Below are 15,858 nucleotides of genomic sequence, written 5' to 3'. Positions count from 1 at the left end.
CGTTGTAGAAACGGTGGCACCGCACCTCCGTCTATCCCGAGGGCAGGCCCGATGGGACACCTCCGCCGCGGTGGCGCGCTCGCCGCCGTACTCACGCTTCTGCTCGCCGGCGCGGCCCCCGCGTCCGCCGCCGGGCCCGACCGCTACCGCAACCCGGTCTCCGCCGGGTTCGCCGACACCTTCGCCGACCCGGTCGTGGTGCGCGGCGACGACGGGCTCTGGTACGCCTTCGGCACCTCCGACCCGCTGCGCGAGGGCGAGGGGCGCGCGCACCGGGTGCCGATCGCCCGCTCCGCCGACCTGGTCGACTGGGCCTACGTCGGCGACGCGTTCGCCCCGGACCAGCGGCCCGCCTACGCCGCGCCCGGTGCCGCGTTCTGGGCGCCCGACGTGCGGCGGGTGGCGGGCCGGTGGGTGATGTACGTGACGGTCACCGACACCGGCGTCTCCGACGACACGTTCGACACCGCCGTGGGCGTGGCCACCGCGCCGAGCCTGGCGGGCCCGTGGACGTTCGCCGACACGCCCGTGGTCGCGCCGCGCCCGGGCGCCGGCGGCGGCTACCTGTGGACGATCGACCCGAGCCAGCTCACCGACGCCGACGGCCGCCACTGGCTCTACTACGGCAGCTACTACGGCGGCATCTCGGTCACCGAGCTGTCCCCGGACGGGCTGCGCGCGGCCGGCACGCCGACGCCGGTCGCGATCGACAACAAGTTCGAGGGCGCGTACGTGCTGCGCCGCGACGGCTGGTACTACCTGTTCGCCTCCACCGCGAACTGCTGCGCCGGCCCGGCCACCGGCTACTCCGTCCAGGTCGGCCGGTCCCGTGACCCGCGCGGCCCGTTCACCGACCGGGACGGGCAGCGCCTCGACGTGTCCCGGGCCGGGGGCACGCCGGTGCTCACCCAGAACGGCAACCGCTGGATCGGCACCGGGCACAACGCGGTGCTCACCGACCTGTCCGGGCAGGACTGGATCGCCTACCACGCGATCGACCGCGCCGACCCGTACCTGGACGAGCCGTTCGGCGTCAACGAGCGGCCGATGCTGCTCGACCGGCTCGACTGGATCGACGGGTGGCCCACTGTCAACGCGGGCGCCGGTCCCTCCGACAGCGTCCGGCCCGCACCGGTCACCACCGGCCCGATCGACGCCCGTTTCGCCACCGCCGACCTGCGCGGCTGGCGGGCCGAGCACGGCCGCTGGCAGGCCGCCGGCGGGGTGCTGACCGGCAGCGGCACGCTCACCTCACGTACCCGGATGGGCGGCGACCTGCGGGTGGAGACCGACCTGCGGCTGACCGGCGCGACCACCGCCGGGCTGCGGGTGGGCGGCGTGGACGTCCGCATCGGGCGCGGCAAGCTGAGCGCGGGCGTCGCGACCACCGCGCTGCCCGCCGGCCTCGACCTGCGCGACCGGCACAATCTCGCGATCGAGCTACGCGGGCGGCAGCTCGTCGCCACGCTCAGCCCGTCCCGCCTCGGCGACCCGGTCGCCCGGGTGACGGTGCGGCTGCCCCGCCCCGCGACGGGTGAGCTGTCCGTGCGCGCCGAGGGCGGCCCGGCCGAGTTCGACAACGTCAGCGCCGCCCGCCTGTACCGCCCGGCGCGGCACACCGTCCCCGACCCGCGCGTCGGCCCGGTGCTGCGCGGCTACTCCGACGAGTTCAGCGCCCGCCTCGGCCCGGCCTGGCAGTGGGTACGTCAGGACCCGGCCGCCACCGTCAGTGGCGGCGCGCTGCGCTGGCCGGTCCAGGACGCCGACCTGTCCGGCACCGGCAACACCGCCGGGGTGCTGCTGCGCGACGCGCCGGCCGGCAACTATGTCGCCGAGACGAAGGTGACGCTCGACCTAAGCGAGGACAGCGTGCGCAACTACCAGCAGGCGGGCCTGGTCGCGTACGTCGACGACGACCGGTTCGCCCGGCTGACCCAGGTGGCGATCTGGAACACCCGGCAGGTCGAGTACGGCTACGAGCTGCCCTTCGCCGGGCAACCCGTGTACGGCGGCAACATCGTCGGCACCCCGGGCACCACCACCTGGCTGCGGCTGGCCCACCGGATCGATCCGGTGAACGGCGAGCACGAGTTCCGGGCCGGGTCCAGCCGCGACGGGAAGCACTGGACGTGGGGCGCGGTGTGGACGTTCCCGGCGGACACGACGCCCCGGATCGGGCTGGTGGCGCACGGCGGCGCGACACCGGCGGTGACCGCGGAGTTCGACTACCTGCGCTTCCACCGCTGACACTCGGGGCCGTCCCCTGTCGTGGGGGCGGCCCCGGCTCAGCCCCCGGAACGCGGGCAGGCGGTGGTCAGCTCGCTGATCGTGCGGGTGTCGCCGTCGTAGCTGCGCGCCGCCACGAACGCACCGGCCGGCGGGTGCGCACCGGCGACCGCCCGGGCGCGCCGCCGGTCCGCCGCGCCGAACCGCAGCGCCAGGCTCAGGTGTGGCACCCACCGGCCCGGCTGGTGCCACGAGTGCCCGCCGGACGCCTCGGCGAGCACGTCCCAGACCGCGCCGTGCAGCGCGACCAGCTGCGGTGTCGGCCGGACCAGCCACACCAGCGGCGCGCTGCCGTCGAGGACCGCCACCCGGCCCAGCCGTACCGGCAGCGGCAGCGCCGCGTCGCAGAGGTCGGCGAGGCGCTGCTCGGCGCCGGGCGGGAACTCCTCGACCGAGGCGAGCGTGAGGTGCGGCCGGTTCGTCGGGTGCGTGTTGCGGGCCAGGCTGGGCAGCCCGGCGGCGGCGAGCCGGTCCCAGGCAGCGCGAACCGCCGCTTCCAGTTCGGGAGAGCAGAGCAGTTCGACCGTCCGCACGTGATCAGGCTAGTCGGCGTCAGCCGCCCGCGACGTCCCGTACGTCAGAGCCAGCCGGCCTCCCGCGCCCGCCGTACCGCCTCCGCCCGGTCGGCGGCGCCGAGCTTCTGCACACAGGCGCTCAGGTGGTTACGGACCGTGCCGGCGGCCAGGTGGGTCCGCCGGGCGATCACCGCGACCGGCGTTCCCAGCTCGGCCAGCCGCAGCGTCTCCAGCTCACGCGGTGTCAGCGGGCACTCCGGCAGGGTGAGCGCGTCGGCCGCGAGCGCCGGATCGACGTAGCGGGCGCCGGAGTGCACCCGGCGGATCACGTCGGCCAGCGCGCCGCCGGGGGCACCCTTGGCGAGGAACCCGCGCACCCCGGCGGTGAGCGCCGGCCGGAGCTGGGCGGGCCGGCCGTGTCCGGTGAGGATCACCGGCGCGCAGCCGGGCAGTGCCCGGGTCAGCTCGGCGGCGACCTCGACGCCGCCGGGCGGCGGCATCTCCAGGTCGAGCACGGCGACGTCCGGGCGGTGGGCCAGCGCCGCGTCCAGGGCGCTGCGCCCGTCGTGGGCGTGCGCGACCACCTCGATGTCCGGTTCCAGGTCGAGCAGGGCGGCCAGGGCGAGCCGGATCAGTTCCTCGTCGTCGGCCAGCAGCACCCGGATCACGGCGTCACCGGCACTGTCGCCACCAGGCTGAACACGCCGTCGGCGGCCTCGGCCCGGACCCGTCCGCCGGCCGGTGCGAGCCGGTCGGCCAGGCCGCGCAGGCCGCCGCTGAGCCGGTCCGGTCCGCCGTCGTCGCGGACGCCGTCGTTGCGTACGGTAAGCGTCACCACGCCGCCCTCCCGGGTGATCTCGATCCGGCACCAGCCGGCCCGGCTGTGCCGCAGCACGTTCGTCCCGGCCTCGCGCAGCACGGCGGCCAGGTCGGCGGCGATCGGCGCGGGCACCTCACCGTCCGGCGGGACCACAGTCGTGCGTACCCCGCTGGAACGCAGCACCTCCCCCACCGCGGCGGCCTGCTCGACCAGGTCGACGGCACGGTAGCCGTGCACCGCCGCCCGGACCCGGGTCAGCGCCGAGCCGGCCAGCCGCCGCGCCTCGGCCGCCTCCCGGGCGGCCCGGCCGGCGTCGCGCGGCGCCAGCCGCTCCGCCAGCTCGGCCTTGAGCGCGATCACCGTGAGGTCGTGGCCGAGCAGATCGTGTACGTCCCGGGCGAAGCGCAACCGTTCCTCGGCCGCGGCGAGCCGCGCCTGGGCGGCCTGCCCCTGCCGGGCCTCGACGAGCAGATCCCAGAACCAGACCTGCACCCAGGTGAGCGCGGCGATCCCGGCGCCCACCGCGCCGGTGACCAGCAGCGCCGTGGGCACCGGCCCGCCCGTCGACCAGGTGACGGCGGCGGACACCGCGAGGACGCCGGCCGCTGCCACCGCCGCGACGACGGGCCGGAACAGCAGCGGCACCATGCCGACCAGGGACGCGCCCAGCCACGCCCAGGTGGGCCAGGAGCCGGCCGCGACCGGGCCGAGCAGCGGCAGGCTGAGCAGCGCCGCCACTGTGAGCGCGGCGTGCCGGCGACGGCGGGCCGGTAGGGGCAGCCACGGCGTGACGGCCGCGTGCAGCACCGCGATCTGGGCCGCGGTGAAGGCGAGCAGCCCGGCGGCGCCGAGCGCGACGCGTACCGGGTCGGGTTCACGGGTCAGGCCGACCACGGGCAGCAGCACGGTGGTCCACACGTTGGTGGCCAGCGACAGCAGGGTGACCCGCCGGGCCCGGCGCAGCCGGTGGTCGGCGGAATCGACTGTCATGCCCGCCGATCCTAGGGCGTGCGCCGGCCCGCCCGCCCCTGCGAGATGTCACGGCCGGATCGTGCGTTCCGCACGGTTTCCCGGTGACTGACGCGCCTTCTCCGGTGCGCCCGGCGGCGGCAGGGTCGGGGCATGACGGAGATGACTGTGGTCGTACCCCGGCGGTGGGCCGGGTGGGCGCGGACCCGGCACCTGGCCGGGATGGTGGTGGCGATGGTGGCCGGGATGGTGCTGCTCGGGCCGCTGTGGCAGGTGGGCGGGCGGCTGCTGGGCGGCGCGGCGGTGCTGGCGCGGCCGGACGTGGGCGCGCTGGTGATGGCGACGAACATGGCGGCGGGCATGGCCGCGTGGATGTGGTACCGGGGGGACGGCCGGGCCGCCACCGCGGAGATGTCGGCGGCCATGTACGTGCCGTTCCTGCTGCTGCTCCCGCCCTGGTGGGCCGGGTGGGTCGGGGACGACATGCTGCTGCTCGGCGGTCACCTGCTGATGGTCCCGGCGATGCTGCTGGTGGCGCTGCGGCACCGGCACGCGCCGGCGGCGCCGCCGCGCCGGCACCCGGTCGCCGCGGCGGTGGCGCGGGGGTGGCCGGCCGGGCTGGGGCTGCTCATGACCGTGGACATGTGGTTCGCGCCGACCGTCTTCGCGCCCTGGACGCTGCTGGTCCTGCCGGCCGGCTACCTGCTGATCGGCACCTGGCGGCGGCAGTGGAGCGACCGGCGCGCGCTGGCCGCGCAGCTCGCCGGGGCGGCCGTGTGGGGCGGCCTGGCGGTCGTGGCGACGACCGCGTCCGCCGAGGTCGCCGGGGTGCTCGTCGGGGTGGGCTGGCTCGTGCACGCCGCGTGGGACGCCTGGTACCACCGCACCGGCGCGGTGGTGCCGCGCGGGTACGCGCTGTGGTGCGCGGTGTTCGACGTCGGGGTGGGTCTCACCACGCTGCTGGCCGTCCTGTCCCGGTGATCCGGCGGGGGCACGGGGCCACGCCGGATCACCCGGAGGGGATGGCACAGGGGTGGCGCGGCGAACGTTTGCCCCGGTCGCCGCGACCGCCGCGCGGCGGTGATGAAAAACTTGTCGCATGACCGCCGCACCGACCCCGACCGACCCCGCCGTTCCCGACGACGCCGAGGACGCCTTCGCCTTCGCCGATCTCGGGCTCCGCACCGAGTTGCTGGGCGCGCTGTCCGCGCTCGGGTACGAGGAACCGACGCCGATCCAGCGGGAGGCCATCCCTCCGTTGCTGGCCGGGCAGGATCTGCTGGGGCAGGCGGCGACCGGTACGGGCAAGACCGCCGCGTTCGCGCTGCCACTGTTGCAGCGGATGCCGGTCGGCCGGGCCGAGGGCGACCCGGTGTCGCTGGTGCTGGTGCCGACCCGTGAGCTGGCCGTGCAGGTCTCCGAGGCGTTCCACCGCTACGGCAAGGACCTGGGCGCCCGGGTGCTGCCGATCTACGGCGGGCAGCCGATCGGCCGGCAGTTGCGCGCGCTCGACCACGGCGTGGACGTGGTGGTGGCGACGCCGGGCCGGGCCCTGGACCACATCGCCCGGGGCACGCTGCGCCTCGGTGCGCTGAGCACGGTGGTGCTGGACGAGGCGGACGAGATGCTCGACATGGGCTTCGCCGAGGACATCGAGGCGATCCTGGAGCACGCCCCGGCCGGCCGGCAGACGGTGCTGTTCTCGGCCACCATGCCGGCCCGAATCGACGGGCTGGCCCGGCAGCACCTGACCGACCCGGTCCGCATCCGCATCGAGCGGGAGCGGCCGGTCGCCGGGGAGGCGCCCCGGGTGCGGCAGAGCGCGTACATCGTGGCCCGGGGGCACAAGCCGGCCGCGCTGGGCCGGGTGCTGGACGTGGAGTCGCCGACCGCGGCGATCGTGTTCTGCCGCAGCCGCGAGGAGGTGGACCGGCTCACCGAGACGATGAACGGCCGGGGCTACCGGGCCGAGGCGCTGCACGGCGGGATGAGCCAGGAGCAGCGGGACCGGGTGATGGGCCGGCTGCGCGCCGGCACGGCGGACCTGCTGGTCGCCACCGACGTGGCCGCCCGAGGGCTGGACGTCGAGCAGCTCACCCACGTGGTCAACTACGACGTCCCGTCCGCGCCGGAGTCGTACGTGCACCGGATCGGGCGGGTCGGCCGGGCCGGGCGGGAGGGTGTGGCGATCACGCTCGCCGAGCCGCGCGAGCACCGGATGCTCAAGACCATCGAGCGGGTCACCGGGCAGCGGATCACCATCGACAAGATCCCCACGGTGGCGGACATGCGCACCCGGCGGCTGGAGCTGACCCAGGGCGCGCTGCGGGAGAGCCTGCTGGAGGACGACCTCGACCCGTACCGGGCGATCGTGGAGTCGCTCACCGACGAGTTCGACCTGGTCGAGGTGGCGCTGGCGGCGGTGAAGCTGGCGCACGAGGCGACGTCGCCGGGCTCGGACGACGAGGAGGAGATCCCGCAGGTCCCGGTCCGCGGTCCGCGCGAGGGCCGGCCGGAGACCGGCGGGCGGGGCGAGCGCCGGGGCCCGGGGCGTCCGCGTACCGGCGGGACCACCCAGGTCTTCATCGGGCTGGGCCGCCGGGCCGGGGTACGGCCGCAGGACCTGGTCGGCGCGATCACCGGGGAGACCCGGATCAACGGCCGGGACATCGGCTCGATCGAGATCGCGGACCGGTTCTCCCTGGTCGAGGTGCCGCAGGGGGTGGCCGACGAGATCATCGCCGGGCTGCGCGGCACCACCATCAAGGGCCGCAAGGCGACGGTGCGCCGGGACCGCGACGGCGACGGTACGGGCGAGCGCCGCGACCGGGGCTACGAGCGGCGCGACCGCCGCTGAGCCCGGCGCGACCCGCGGGCGGACACGACGGCGCCCCGGCCACAGTGCGTCTGTGGCCGGGGCGCATCGGTCGTCAGGCCGCGGCGAGCGCCGGACCGTCCAGCGACTCCGTGTCGATCTCGACCGGGCGCAGCGCCAGCGCGAGCACGTCCGCCACGTCGGACAGGGTGTGCACGGTCAGCGCCTCCCGCACCTCGGCCGGCAGGTCGTCCAGGTCCGGCTCGTTGCGCTTCGGGATGATCACCTCGGTGAGACCGGCCCGGTGCGCGGCGAGCAGCTTCTGCTTCACCCCGCCGATCGGCAGCACCCGGCCGGAGAGCGTCACCTCGCCGGTCATCCCGAACTCGGGCCGCACCGGCCGCCCGGTCACCAGGGACGCCAGCGCGGTCACCATGGTGATGCCGGCGCTCGGGCCGTCCTTGGGCACCGCGCCCGCCGGGACGTGCAGGTGGATCCGCCGCCCGGCCAGGGCGTTCGGGTCCAGGCCGTACCGCCGTCCGTTCGACCGCAGGTACGACCACGCGATGTGCGCGGACTCCTTCATCACGTCGCCGAGCTGGCCGGTGAGCGTCAGCCCCGGCTCGCCCTCCATCGTGGTGGCCTCGATGAACAGCACGTCGCCACCGGCGCCGGTGACGGCCAGGCCGGTCGCCACGCCGGGCACGGCGGTCCGCTCGGCCGACTCCGGGGTGAACTTCGGCCGGCCCAGGTAGCGGGCCAGGTTGCCGGCGTCGACGTGTACCGGCGCGGAGTCCTCGGCGAGCGCGACGGCGACCTTGCGCAGGATCTTCGCGAGGGCCCGTTCGAGCTGCCGGACGCCGGCCTCCCGGGTGTACTCGCCCGCGATCAGCGCCAGCGCCTCGTCGGCGACGGTCACCTCCTCGGCGGTCAGCCCGGCCCGGTCCCGCTGCCGAGGCAGCAGGTGGTCCCGGGCGATGGCGACCTTCTCGTCCTCGGTGTAGCCGTCCAGCGCGACGAGTTCCATCCGGTCCAGCAGCGGGCCGGGGATCGCCTCGACCACGTTGGCGGTGGCCAGGAACAGCACGTCGGACAGGTCGAGGTCGACCTCCAGGTAGTGGTCGCGGAACGTGTGGTTCTGCGCCGGGTCGAGCACCTCCAGCAGGGCCGCCGCCGGGTCACCGGAGTAGCCGGCGGCCAGCTTGTCGATCTCGTCGAGCAGCACGACCGGGTTCATCGAGCCGGCCTCGCGCAGCGCCCGCACGATCCGGCCGGGCAGCGCGCCGACGTAGGTGCGCCGGTGGCCGCGGATCTCCGCCTCGTCCCGGACACCGCCGAGGGAGACGCGGACGAAGTTGCGGCCCAGCGCCCGGGCGACCGACTCGCCGAGGCTGGTCTTGCCGACACCGGGCGGGCCGGCCAGGGCCAGCACCGCGCCGGAGCCGCGTCCGCCGACCACGCCGAGGTTGCGCTCCGCGCGCCGGTTGCGCACCGCGAGGTACTCCAGGATGCGGTCCTTCACGTCGGCCAGGCCGGCGTGGTCGGCGTCGAGCACGGCCCGGGCCGCGGCCAGGTCCGTGTTGTCCTGGGTACGCGTGCTCCACGGCATCTCCAGGACGGTGTCCAGCCAGGTGCGGATCCAGCCCGCCTCGGGTGAGGCGTCGCTTGCCCGCTCCAGCTTGCCGACCTCGCGCAGCGCCGCCTCGCGTACCTTCTCCGGCAGGTCGGCGGACTCCACCCGGGAGCGGTAGTCGGCGGAGCCGTCCGGCTCGTCCTCGCCGAGTTCCTTGCGGATCGCGGCGAGCTGCTGGCGGAGCAGGAACTCCCGCTGGGACTTCTCCAGCCCTTCGCGGACGTCGCTGTTGATCTGCTCGGTGACCTCCTGCTCGGCCAGGTGTTCCTTCACCCAGCCGACGAGCAGTTCCAGCCGGGCGGTGACGTCCGGCGCGGCGAGCAGTTCGGTCTTCTGCGTCAGGCTGAGCCAGGGCGCGTAACCGGCCGAGTCGGCCAGCTCGGACAGGTCGGTCATCCGCTCCATGGCGTCGATCACCTGCCAGGCGCCGCGCTGTTGCAGCACGGACGTCATGAGCGCGCGGTACTCGCGGGCGAGTTCCCGGGCGCGGCCCGCCGGTGCGGGCTCGTCGAGTGCGGTCGCCTCGACCCAGAGCGCGGCGCCGGGGCCGGGCACGCCGGAGCCGATACGGGCGCGGGCCAGACCGCGGATGACCGCCGCCGGCTCGCCGCTCGGCAGCCGGCCCACCTTCTCGATCGTGGCGACCACGCCGACGGAGCCGTACTCGCCGTCGATGCGGGGTACGGCCAGGAGTTCCTTGTCGCCGGTGGCGCGCGCCGCGTCGACGGCGGCCTGGGTGGTCGGGTCGAGGGTCACCGGGATGACCATCCCGGGCAGCAGGACGGCGTCGGTCAGAGGAAGTACCGGAAGAGTTGCCATCGAACACCTGCCATCACGTTGGTTGAGCGTGTCTGGCTCAAGTAACAAAACGTGTCCCTTGTTCCGGGTTGTGACCCACGCCACTCCCGAGCGCCTCGTTCCCGCGCCGCGCACCCAATGGCGGCACCGTTTACCGCGACCCGCCGAATGGAAACAGCCGACTATTGTTGCGGAATTACCGCGCGGTAGGTCAAACTCTTAGCCACACCCCGCCCGACACAGGGAGTAATGGCGATGGCAAGGAAAGTAATCACCGTTCTGACCGACGACCTCGACGGCGGAAAGGCCGATCGGACCGTCGAGTTCAGCCTGGACGGCGTGGCGTACACGATCGACGTCTCCGACGAGAACGCGGGCGTCCTGCGCAAGGCGCTGGATCCGTACATCAGCGCTGGCAGGCGAATCGGCCGGGGAGCGACCGAGGTCACCCGCGGCGCCCGCCGCACCTCCCGGCCGAGCACCTCGGGAATGGACCGCGAGCAGAACCGCGCCATCCGGGAATGGGCCGCCAAGAACGGGTTCGAGATTTCCGAGCGCGGGCGCATCCCGGTGTCGGTGGTCGAGGCGTACAAGAACCGCTGACCGTCACCGGTTCACCGTCGGGCATCCCGGGGTCACGCTGAGAAATCGGTGTGGCCCCGATCGGCTTTCTGTGGTCGGCGCTTTTCATCCGGCTGGATACCGCCGGCACGAAATTTCTTCCGGGATCACCTCCCACCGTGCCGTACGCGGGAACGGCCGCGGCCGCCCGGAGAAGTCCCCCGGACGGCCGCGGCCGTTCGCCGGCTCAGTTGACCCGGATGCGCACCACGTCGATGGCGGGGGTCTGGTTGGCCCGCTCCATCATCGGGATGCGGTGCGAGCCGTCACCGGCCCAGACCGCGCACTGCGCCACGCCCGACTGCGCCAGGCCCGGGATCTGGATCAGCACGTCGTCCGGCTGATCACCGCCCCGCCCGTCCTCGGTGGCGACGAAGAAGGCCGGCACGTCCTGCGGGTTCGGAGGCTGCCGGGTGCTGCCGAGCATCCGGCAGGCGGTGTGGAAGTGACCGCGTACCAGGCCCTGACCGTTGAGCAGCGAGCTCTCCAGGTAGTAGCCACCCTGGCCGGCGGCGAGGAAGCGGTCGCGCACCAGGTTCTTGGTGGTGACCCGGAGCGTGAACGGCTGGTTGCGCCGCACCTGGTTCGGGAACTGCGTGATCAGCAGCGACGGGTTGTTCGCCGCGGCGCCCACCTCACCGAATGCGGTGCTCACGCACCGGTTGCCGTTCTGGAAACCGTCGTGCGCCTGGAGCTGGCTGCCGGAGCAGTCCTTGGCGAGCACGTTCAGGCCGTTGCCGCCGCCGTTGTTCTGGCCACCGCCGTTGTTGTTCCCGCCGCCGTTCTGGCCGCCGTTCTGGCCCCCGTTGTTGCCGCCGTTGTTGTTGCCGCCGTTCTGGCCGCCGCCGGTGCCGGGAGTGTCGGTCAGCGCGCACTGGGCGAGCTGGTCCAGGCCCTGCGGGCGCTGGGCGACCCGGCCGATGGCGGTGGCGATCCGGTTGAGCGCCGCGGTGCGCTTGTCCGCGAGCGGACGCAGGATCGCGTTGTTGATGAAGTCGCCGCCGTTGCGGCCGTCCGCGGCGAGCCGCCGGTTCGCGTCGGCGATCTGCGACTCCAGCAGCGCCAGGGTGCGGTCCACCTCGGCGCGCGCCCGGTCGGGCACCTGCGGCAGCCGGCCGCGGACGTCCGGGCAGGCCACGGTCGGGGTGCCGGCGCCGGCGCCGCCCGCGTTGGTCTGCTGACACTCGGCCGGTGACATCTGGCCGTCGCCCCAGTGGCTGCGGACCCAGCGGCCGTTCTGCCAGGTACGGGTGGTGCTGCCCTGGCCGTTCGGGGCGGTCGCCCCCGGGCTCGCGGGCACGCAGGACGCCGACGCGGCGCGGGTGGTCGTCCGCCGGTCCTGGGCGGACGAGATCTGGGTGACGGCGACGATGCCGCCGAAGACCGCGAGCGTGCCGACAACCGCCAGCAACCGCTTGCTCCGCGCGTTACCGGATGACCGGCGCGCCCGTGTGGACCTGCGCATCGAATTGCTCTCCTTCTCGATCCGGTAGTTGACTGGTGATCCCGGCGGACCGACGAATTCGGGGTGTGAGATCACTGCGACGCTCGGTCGCACGTCAATGGCCGACGATGCCCTTTCCGCACCGTCTCCGCGCCGTCGGCGGCGCGGCGGGGAAGATCTGCGTCCATTCCCGATGAGGTACGGAGCGCCGTCGGCGAAGGTTCAACCGGAGATCGGAAAAAAAATCGAAAGTCGCCGTGGTCGCCGGCGAGGACGGTTCAGTCGGCGCAGAGGTGATCGAAGGCGAAGCCGCCGTCGAAGGAGTCCCGCCGCGCGGCCAGCGCACGTACCCGCCGGAGAAGCTCGTCACGGTCCAGCAGGGACGGCGCGGCGGCGTCGAGGTCACGCAGCCGCTCCCCCAGCGCCACCACGGCCAGGTCCTCGGCGAGCCGGCCCGGGTCGACGCCGCAGGAGAAGCCGCGCGCGGTCAGCCGGACCCGCTCCAGCAGGCAGCGGCCGGGCCGCACCTCGACCCAGGCCCAGCCCTCCGCCGGGCCGCCGGTCCAGCGCACGTGCAGGCCGCGCACGATCGGGTCGGCGATCCGGCCCGCCACGTACGCCTCGACCGCCTCGACCCGGGCCAGCGCGCCCAGGTCGTTCACCGGTCCCTGCCGGCCGTCCGGCAACCGGCCGACGATGTCCCGGAAGCCGACCGCGTCGCCGCCGTCCGGGTCGGTGCCGTCGGCGTAGGCCCGCGCGTCCAGCACGTACTCGGCGAACCGGCGGGCCTGTTCCGCGCCGCCCAGCGTCGGCGACTCGACGCGCAGCAGCGGCAGGCCGACGGCGACGCAGACGGCGTCGGTCAGCCGTTCCTCCCGCCGCGCGGGCGATCCGTCGCCGGCGGGCGCGGTGAACCGCACCGCGAAGCGCGGCAGCCCGGTGTCGGCGGCGCAGACCACCAGGTCGAGCGCCGCCCGCCCGGCGGTGCTCCACTGGCTGCCGGTGACCCCCGGCGGGCGGCCCTGCACCAGCTCACCGAGCCGTCGCCCGGCGTGGCCGAGGTGGCCGGCACGGACCAGGGACGGCGCGACACCGGGCGGGATCGGCCGCAGCCAGGAGGCGGTCACGCTGCCTGTGCTCGTCATCTCGCCCCGATCCCCCTCGTCCGGTCGACGCCCGAGTGTAGGCGGTGCGGCAGGACCGGTCCGGCCGACCGGTGCGCTACCGCGCCCGTCCCTCTAGGCTCTGCCCGTGCCCAGCGGACGGACCCCGGAACAGTTCACCAAACGCAGTCTCGTCGCCGTCTCCCATGCCATCGAACGCGCCGCGCTCGCCGAGGCCGAGGACGGCCCGCTCGTCGTGCTCGCGCTGTTCCAGCGGCTGCCGTACTTCGCCCGGGAGCGCGAGGTCTACCGGCGCATCGCCGGCCGCGCCGCCGTGACGGTGGTGGCGATGGTCGGCGGCCCGCCGCCCGACCTGCCCGAGGGCGCCTACGGCGTGGCGCTGGACGAGGCGGAGGCGCTGGCCCGGGAGTGGACGGTGGTGGCCCTGAGCCCACGTTTCGGCGCCACACTCGTCGCGCACGACCGGGCCGACGTGGTGCCCGCGCCGACGCTGGAGTCCGGCCGCCTGTTCGAGGGGCGCTGGGGTTTCCGCCGCGACGAGGCGCTGCACGAGGCGATCCGGCTGCGCGAACAGCTCGCCGAGCGGCTGCCCGCCGCGGCGCGTACCGCGCTGGACGAGGCGATCGCCCGGGTACGGGACATCCCGGCCGGGCCGGGCGAACCCCGCGCCGAGGCGGCGCTGCGGCTGCTGGCCCGCCGCGGCGACCGGAACGACCAGCCGGTCGAGCCGGCCGAGGCGATGCTGGACGAACCCGGCCTGGCCCGGTGGTCCGGCGCGGACGGGGTGACCGCCTCCGGCACGCTGCCGGTGGCGCTCGTCGGCCTGCGGGTGGACGCGCCGCCCGGCTCGCCGGAACGCTTCGGCCGCCGCGGTGTCGCCCGGGAGGGGCACGCCGTGCTCACCGCGATCACCGCCGTCCTGCGGCCGGTCGACCGCGCGCTGCGCGTCACCGAGAACGAGTTCCAGCTCCTCCTGCCGGGGCTCGACGAGCCGGCGGCGCTGGACGTGGTACGCCGGTTGCACGACGCCATCGGCGCGCTGGCCCGGTCGTACCCGTTCATGGCGTACACCGTGCACGCGGCGGTCGGGGTGACCACCCGGCGGCCGCTGCCCACCGCGGACCTGCGCGCGGCGGTCGACTGGGCGGTACGCAAGGGCGTGCCGGTGGCGGGCCTGCCGACGGAGACCGCCGACGCCGTGGCCGCGCCGGCCCACTGACCGGCCGGTCCGGCCCGAGGGGAGGAGACGCGGTGCGGGTGGTGTCGCTGGTACCGTCGCTGACCGAGGCGGTCGCGGCCACCCGCCCGGAGGTGCTGGTCGGGGCGACCGACTGGTGCACCCATCCGGCCGGGCTGGACGTCGCCCGGGTCGGCGGGACGAAGTACCCCGACCTGGACCGGGTGCTCGCGCTGGAGCCGGATCTGGTGCTGCTCAACGAGGAGGAGAACCGGCTGGCCGACGCCGAGGCGCTGCGCGCGGCCGGGGTGCCGGTCCGGGTCACCTTCCCGCGTACCGTGCCGGAGGCCCTCGACCAGCTCGGTGAGCTGGTGGTCGCGCTCGGCGCGCCGGCCGAGCCGCCGTGGCTGCGCGAGGCCCGCCGCGCGTGGGCCGCGCTGCCGCCGCCGGGACGGGTCCGCACCGCCGTGGTGCCGGTGTGGCGGCGGCCGTGGGTGGTGCTGGGGCGGGACACGTTCGCCGGGGACGTGCTGGCCCGGCTCGGTGTGCGCAACGGCTGGGCCGACGACGCGGACCGCTATCCCCGGCCGGGCCTGGAGGAGCTGCGCGCCCGGGCGCCGGACCTGGTGGTGCTGCCCGACGAGCCGTACCGGTTCACCGCCGACGACGGGCCGGAGGCGTTCCCCGGCGTGCCGGCGGCGCTGGTGTCCGGCCGTCACCTCACCTGGTACGGCCCGTCGCTGGCCGAGGCCCCGGCGCTGCTCGCCGCCCAGCTCGCCACCGAGGGCCCCACCTGACCGGTGGGGCCCGGGCGGCGGCGCTCAGGCCACCGGGGTGGCGTGCACCGGGTCCAGTTCCATCAGCGTGGTGTCGTCCACGTCGTACCCGATCGCGTTGTGCACCGCGACCACGCCCGCGACCTGGGCGGCGAGACGGCCGGCCAGATCGACGGCGCTGCGCCGGTCCAACCGCCCGTCCATGGTGACCTCGCCGCCGCGGACCTGGACCGTGACCAGGCCGTCGCGCACCGACAGCACCCGGCGCAGCACCTCGTGCACGACCTCCTCGCGGATCTCCGCGTCGGTACGCAGGTGCACGCGCAGCAGGTCACCGCGGGTGACGATGCCGGCGAGCCGGCCCAGGTCGTCCAGCACGGGGAGCCGCTTCACCGCCTCCTGGTCCATCAGCCGGGCGGTCGCCGCGAGCGACGCCCGCTCGTGGGTGGTGACCGCCGGGGCGGTCATCAGGTCCCGGGCGACGAGCGCGCCCGCCTTCTCCCGCGCGGTACGCCGGCGCCGCCCCTCGAAGACCCGCCGCTCGTCCGGGTGGCCGGACCGCTCCACCTTGTGCAGCAGGTCCGCCTCGGAGATCACCCCGAGCACCCGGCGGAACGAGTCCACCACCGGCACACCGCTGATCCGCTGCCGGACCAGCACGTCGACCACCTCGCGGTACGGGGTCTCCTCCGTCACCGTCGCGACGTCCCTGGTCATCACGTCGGCCACCTGCCACGTCCTCATCACGACCTCCTCGTGCCGGGCCTCCACCTGCGACGGTAGGCGGCCGGCGGGCGCCCTGGTCAGGGGCGGCGGACCGGCCGCGACGGGCCGACCGGACCGGGTCGGGACGGGACCAATGACCCGGTCACGAGGGCAC

General features: G+C 75.1%; 13 protein-coding genes. 6 read left to right on the top strand and 7 right to left on the bottom strand.

Features of this window, described 5'->3' with window-relative positions; translation table 11 throughout:
• Positions 1-51: 51 nt before the first annotated feature.
• Positions 52-2,247 (top strand): family 43 glycosylhydrolase, encoded by a 2,196-nt coding sequence (locus ACN27C_RS22895; RefSeq protein WP_422748036.1) that lies wholly within the window; start codon positions 52-54, stop codon positions 2,245-2,247.
• A gap of 38 nt (positions 2,248-2,285) precedes the next feature.
• On the opposite strand, the gene ACN27C_RS22890 is transcribed toward ACN27C_RS22895, so the two are convergent.
• From ACN27C_RS22890 to ACN27C_RS22880, 3 genes are read right to left on the bottom strand one after another with little or no spacing between them, the layout of a single operon-like run.
• Entirely contained in the window at positions 2,286-2,819 is a 534-nt protein-coding gene (locus ACN27C_RS22890) for a 2'-5' RNA ligase family protein (protein ID WP_135240380.1), read from the bottom strand.
• Positions 2,820-2,863: 44 nt separating this feature from the next.
• The gene (locus ACN27C_RS22885; RefSeq protein ID WP_120569680.1) at positions 2,864-3,469 is read right to left on the bottom strand and encodes a response regulator transcription factor; all 606 of its coding nucleotides are present in this window, start codon (positions 3,467-3,469) and stop codon (positions 2,864-2,866) included.
• A complete protein-coding gene (locus ACN27C_RS22880) occupies positions 3,466-4,611 on the bottom strand; it encodes a sensor histidine kinase (protein ID WP_422748033.1) in 1,146 nt (381 codons plus the stop codon). Before ACN27C_RS22880 ends, ACN27C_RS22885 begins: the two co-directional genes overlap by 4 nt.
• Positions 4,612-4,743: 132 nt before the next feature.
• On the opposite strand from ACN27C_RS22880, the gene ACN27C_RS22875 reads away from it, so the two are divergent.
• The gene (locus tag ACN27C_RS22875; protein ID WP_422748031.1) at positions 4,744-5,571 is read left to right on the top strand and encodes a hypothetical protein; all 828 of its coding nucleotides are present in this window, start codon (positions 4,744-4,746) and stop codon (positions 5,569-5,571) included.
• Between the two features lie 118 nt (positions 5,572-5,689).
• Complete coding sequence (locus ACN27C_RS22870) at positions 5,690-7,447, top strand: DEAD/DEAH box helicase (protein ID WP_422748029.1); 1,758 nt, start codon at positions 5,690-5,692, stop codon at positions 7,445-7,447.
• Between the two features lie 73 nt (positions 7,448-7,520).
• Here the strand turns inward: ACN27C_RS22870 and lon are convergent, their stop codons facing one another.
• Positions 7,521-9,857 (bottom strand): endopeptidase La, encoded by a 2,337-nt coding sequence (lon, locus tag ACN27C_RS22865; RefSeq protein ID WP_422748027.1) that lies wholly within the window; start codon positions 9,855-9,857, stop codon positions 7,521-7,523.
• Between the two features lie 234 nt (positions 9,858-10,091).
• Here lon and ACN27C_RS22860 point away from each other — a divergent pair, with 234 nt between their 5' ends.
• A complete protein-coding gene (locus ACN27C_RS22860) occupies positions 10,092-10,439 on the top strand; it encodes a histone-like nucleoid-structuring protein Lsr2 (protein ID WP_120573755.1) in 348 nt (115 codons plus the stop codon).
• Between the two features lie 205 nt (positions 10,440-10,644).
• On the opposite strand, the gene ACN27C_RS22855 is transcribed toward ACN27C_RS22860, so the two are convergent.
• Positions 10,645-11,922, bottom strand: a complete 1,278-nt coding sequence (locus ACN27C_RS22855) for a hypothetical protein (protein ID WP_199733281.1) — start codon at positions 11,920-11,922, stop codon at positions 10,645-10,647.
• Between the two features lie 257 nt (positions 11,923-12,179).
• Complete coding sequence (locus tag ACN27C_RS22850) at positions 12,180-13,046, bottom strand: hypothetical protein (RefSeq protein ID WP_422748025.1); 867 nt, start codon at positions 13,044-13,046, stop codon at positions 12,180-12,182.
• A 106-nt stretch (positions 13,047-13,152) separates the two neighbouring features.
• On the opposite strand from ACN27C_RS22850, the gene ACN27C_RS22845 reads away from it, so the two are divergent.
• Together ACN27C_RS22845 and ACN27C_RS22840 are read left to right on the top strand one after the other, a co-directional pair.
• Complete coding sequence (locus ACN27C_RS22845) at positions 13,153-14,244, top strand: DICT sensory domain-containing protein (RefSeq protein WP_120569673.1); 1,092 nt, start codon at positions 13,153-13,155, stop codon at positions 14,242-14,244.
• Positions 14,245-14,276: 32 nt separating this feature from the next.
• Positions 14,277-14,999 carry a helical backbone metal receptor gene (locus ACN27C_RS22840; RefSeq protein ID WP_422748023.1) on the top strand — a complete coding sequence of 241 codons (723 nt, stop codon included), beginning with the start codon at positions 14,277-14,279 and terminating at the stop codon, positions 14,997-14,999.
• A 24-nt stretch (positions 15,000-15,023) separates the two neighbouring features.
• On the opposite strand, the gene ACN27C_RS22835 is transcribed toward ACN27C_RS22840, so the two are convergent.
• Positions 15,024-15,722 carry a CBS domain-containing protein gene (locus ACN27C_RS22835; RefSeq protein ID WP_120573754.1) on the bottom strand — a complete coding sequence of 233 codons (699 nt, stop codon included), beginning with the start codon at positions 15,720-15,722 and terminating at the stop codon, positions 15,024-15,026.
• Positions 15,723-15,858: the final 136 nt, after the last annotated feature.

This window comes from Micromonospora sp. WMMD1219, from assembly GCF_049315215.1.
Taxonomy (GTDB): domain Bacteria; phylum Actinomycetota; class Actinomycetes; order Mycobacteriales; family Micromonosporaceae; genus Micromonospora; species Micromonospora tulbaghiae.
The sequence above is the reverse complement of the archived record's forward strand: the minus strand, read 5'-3'. Positions and strand labels throughout refer to the sequence as shown.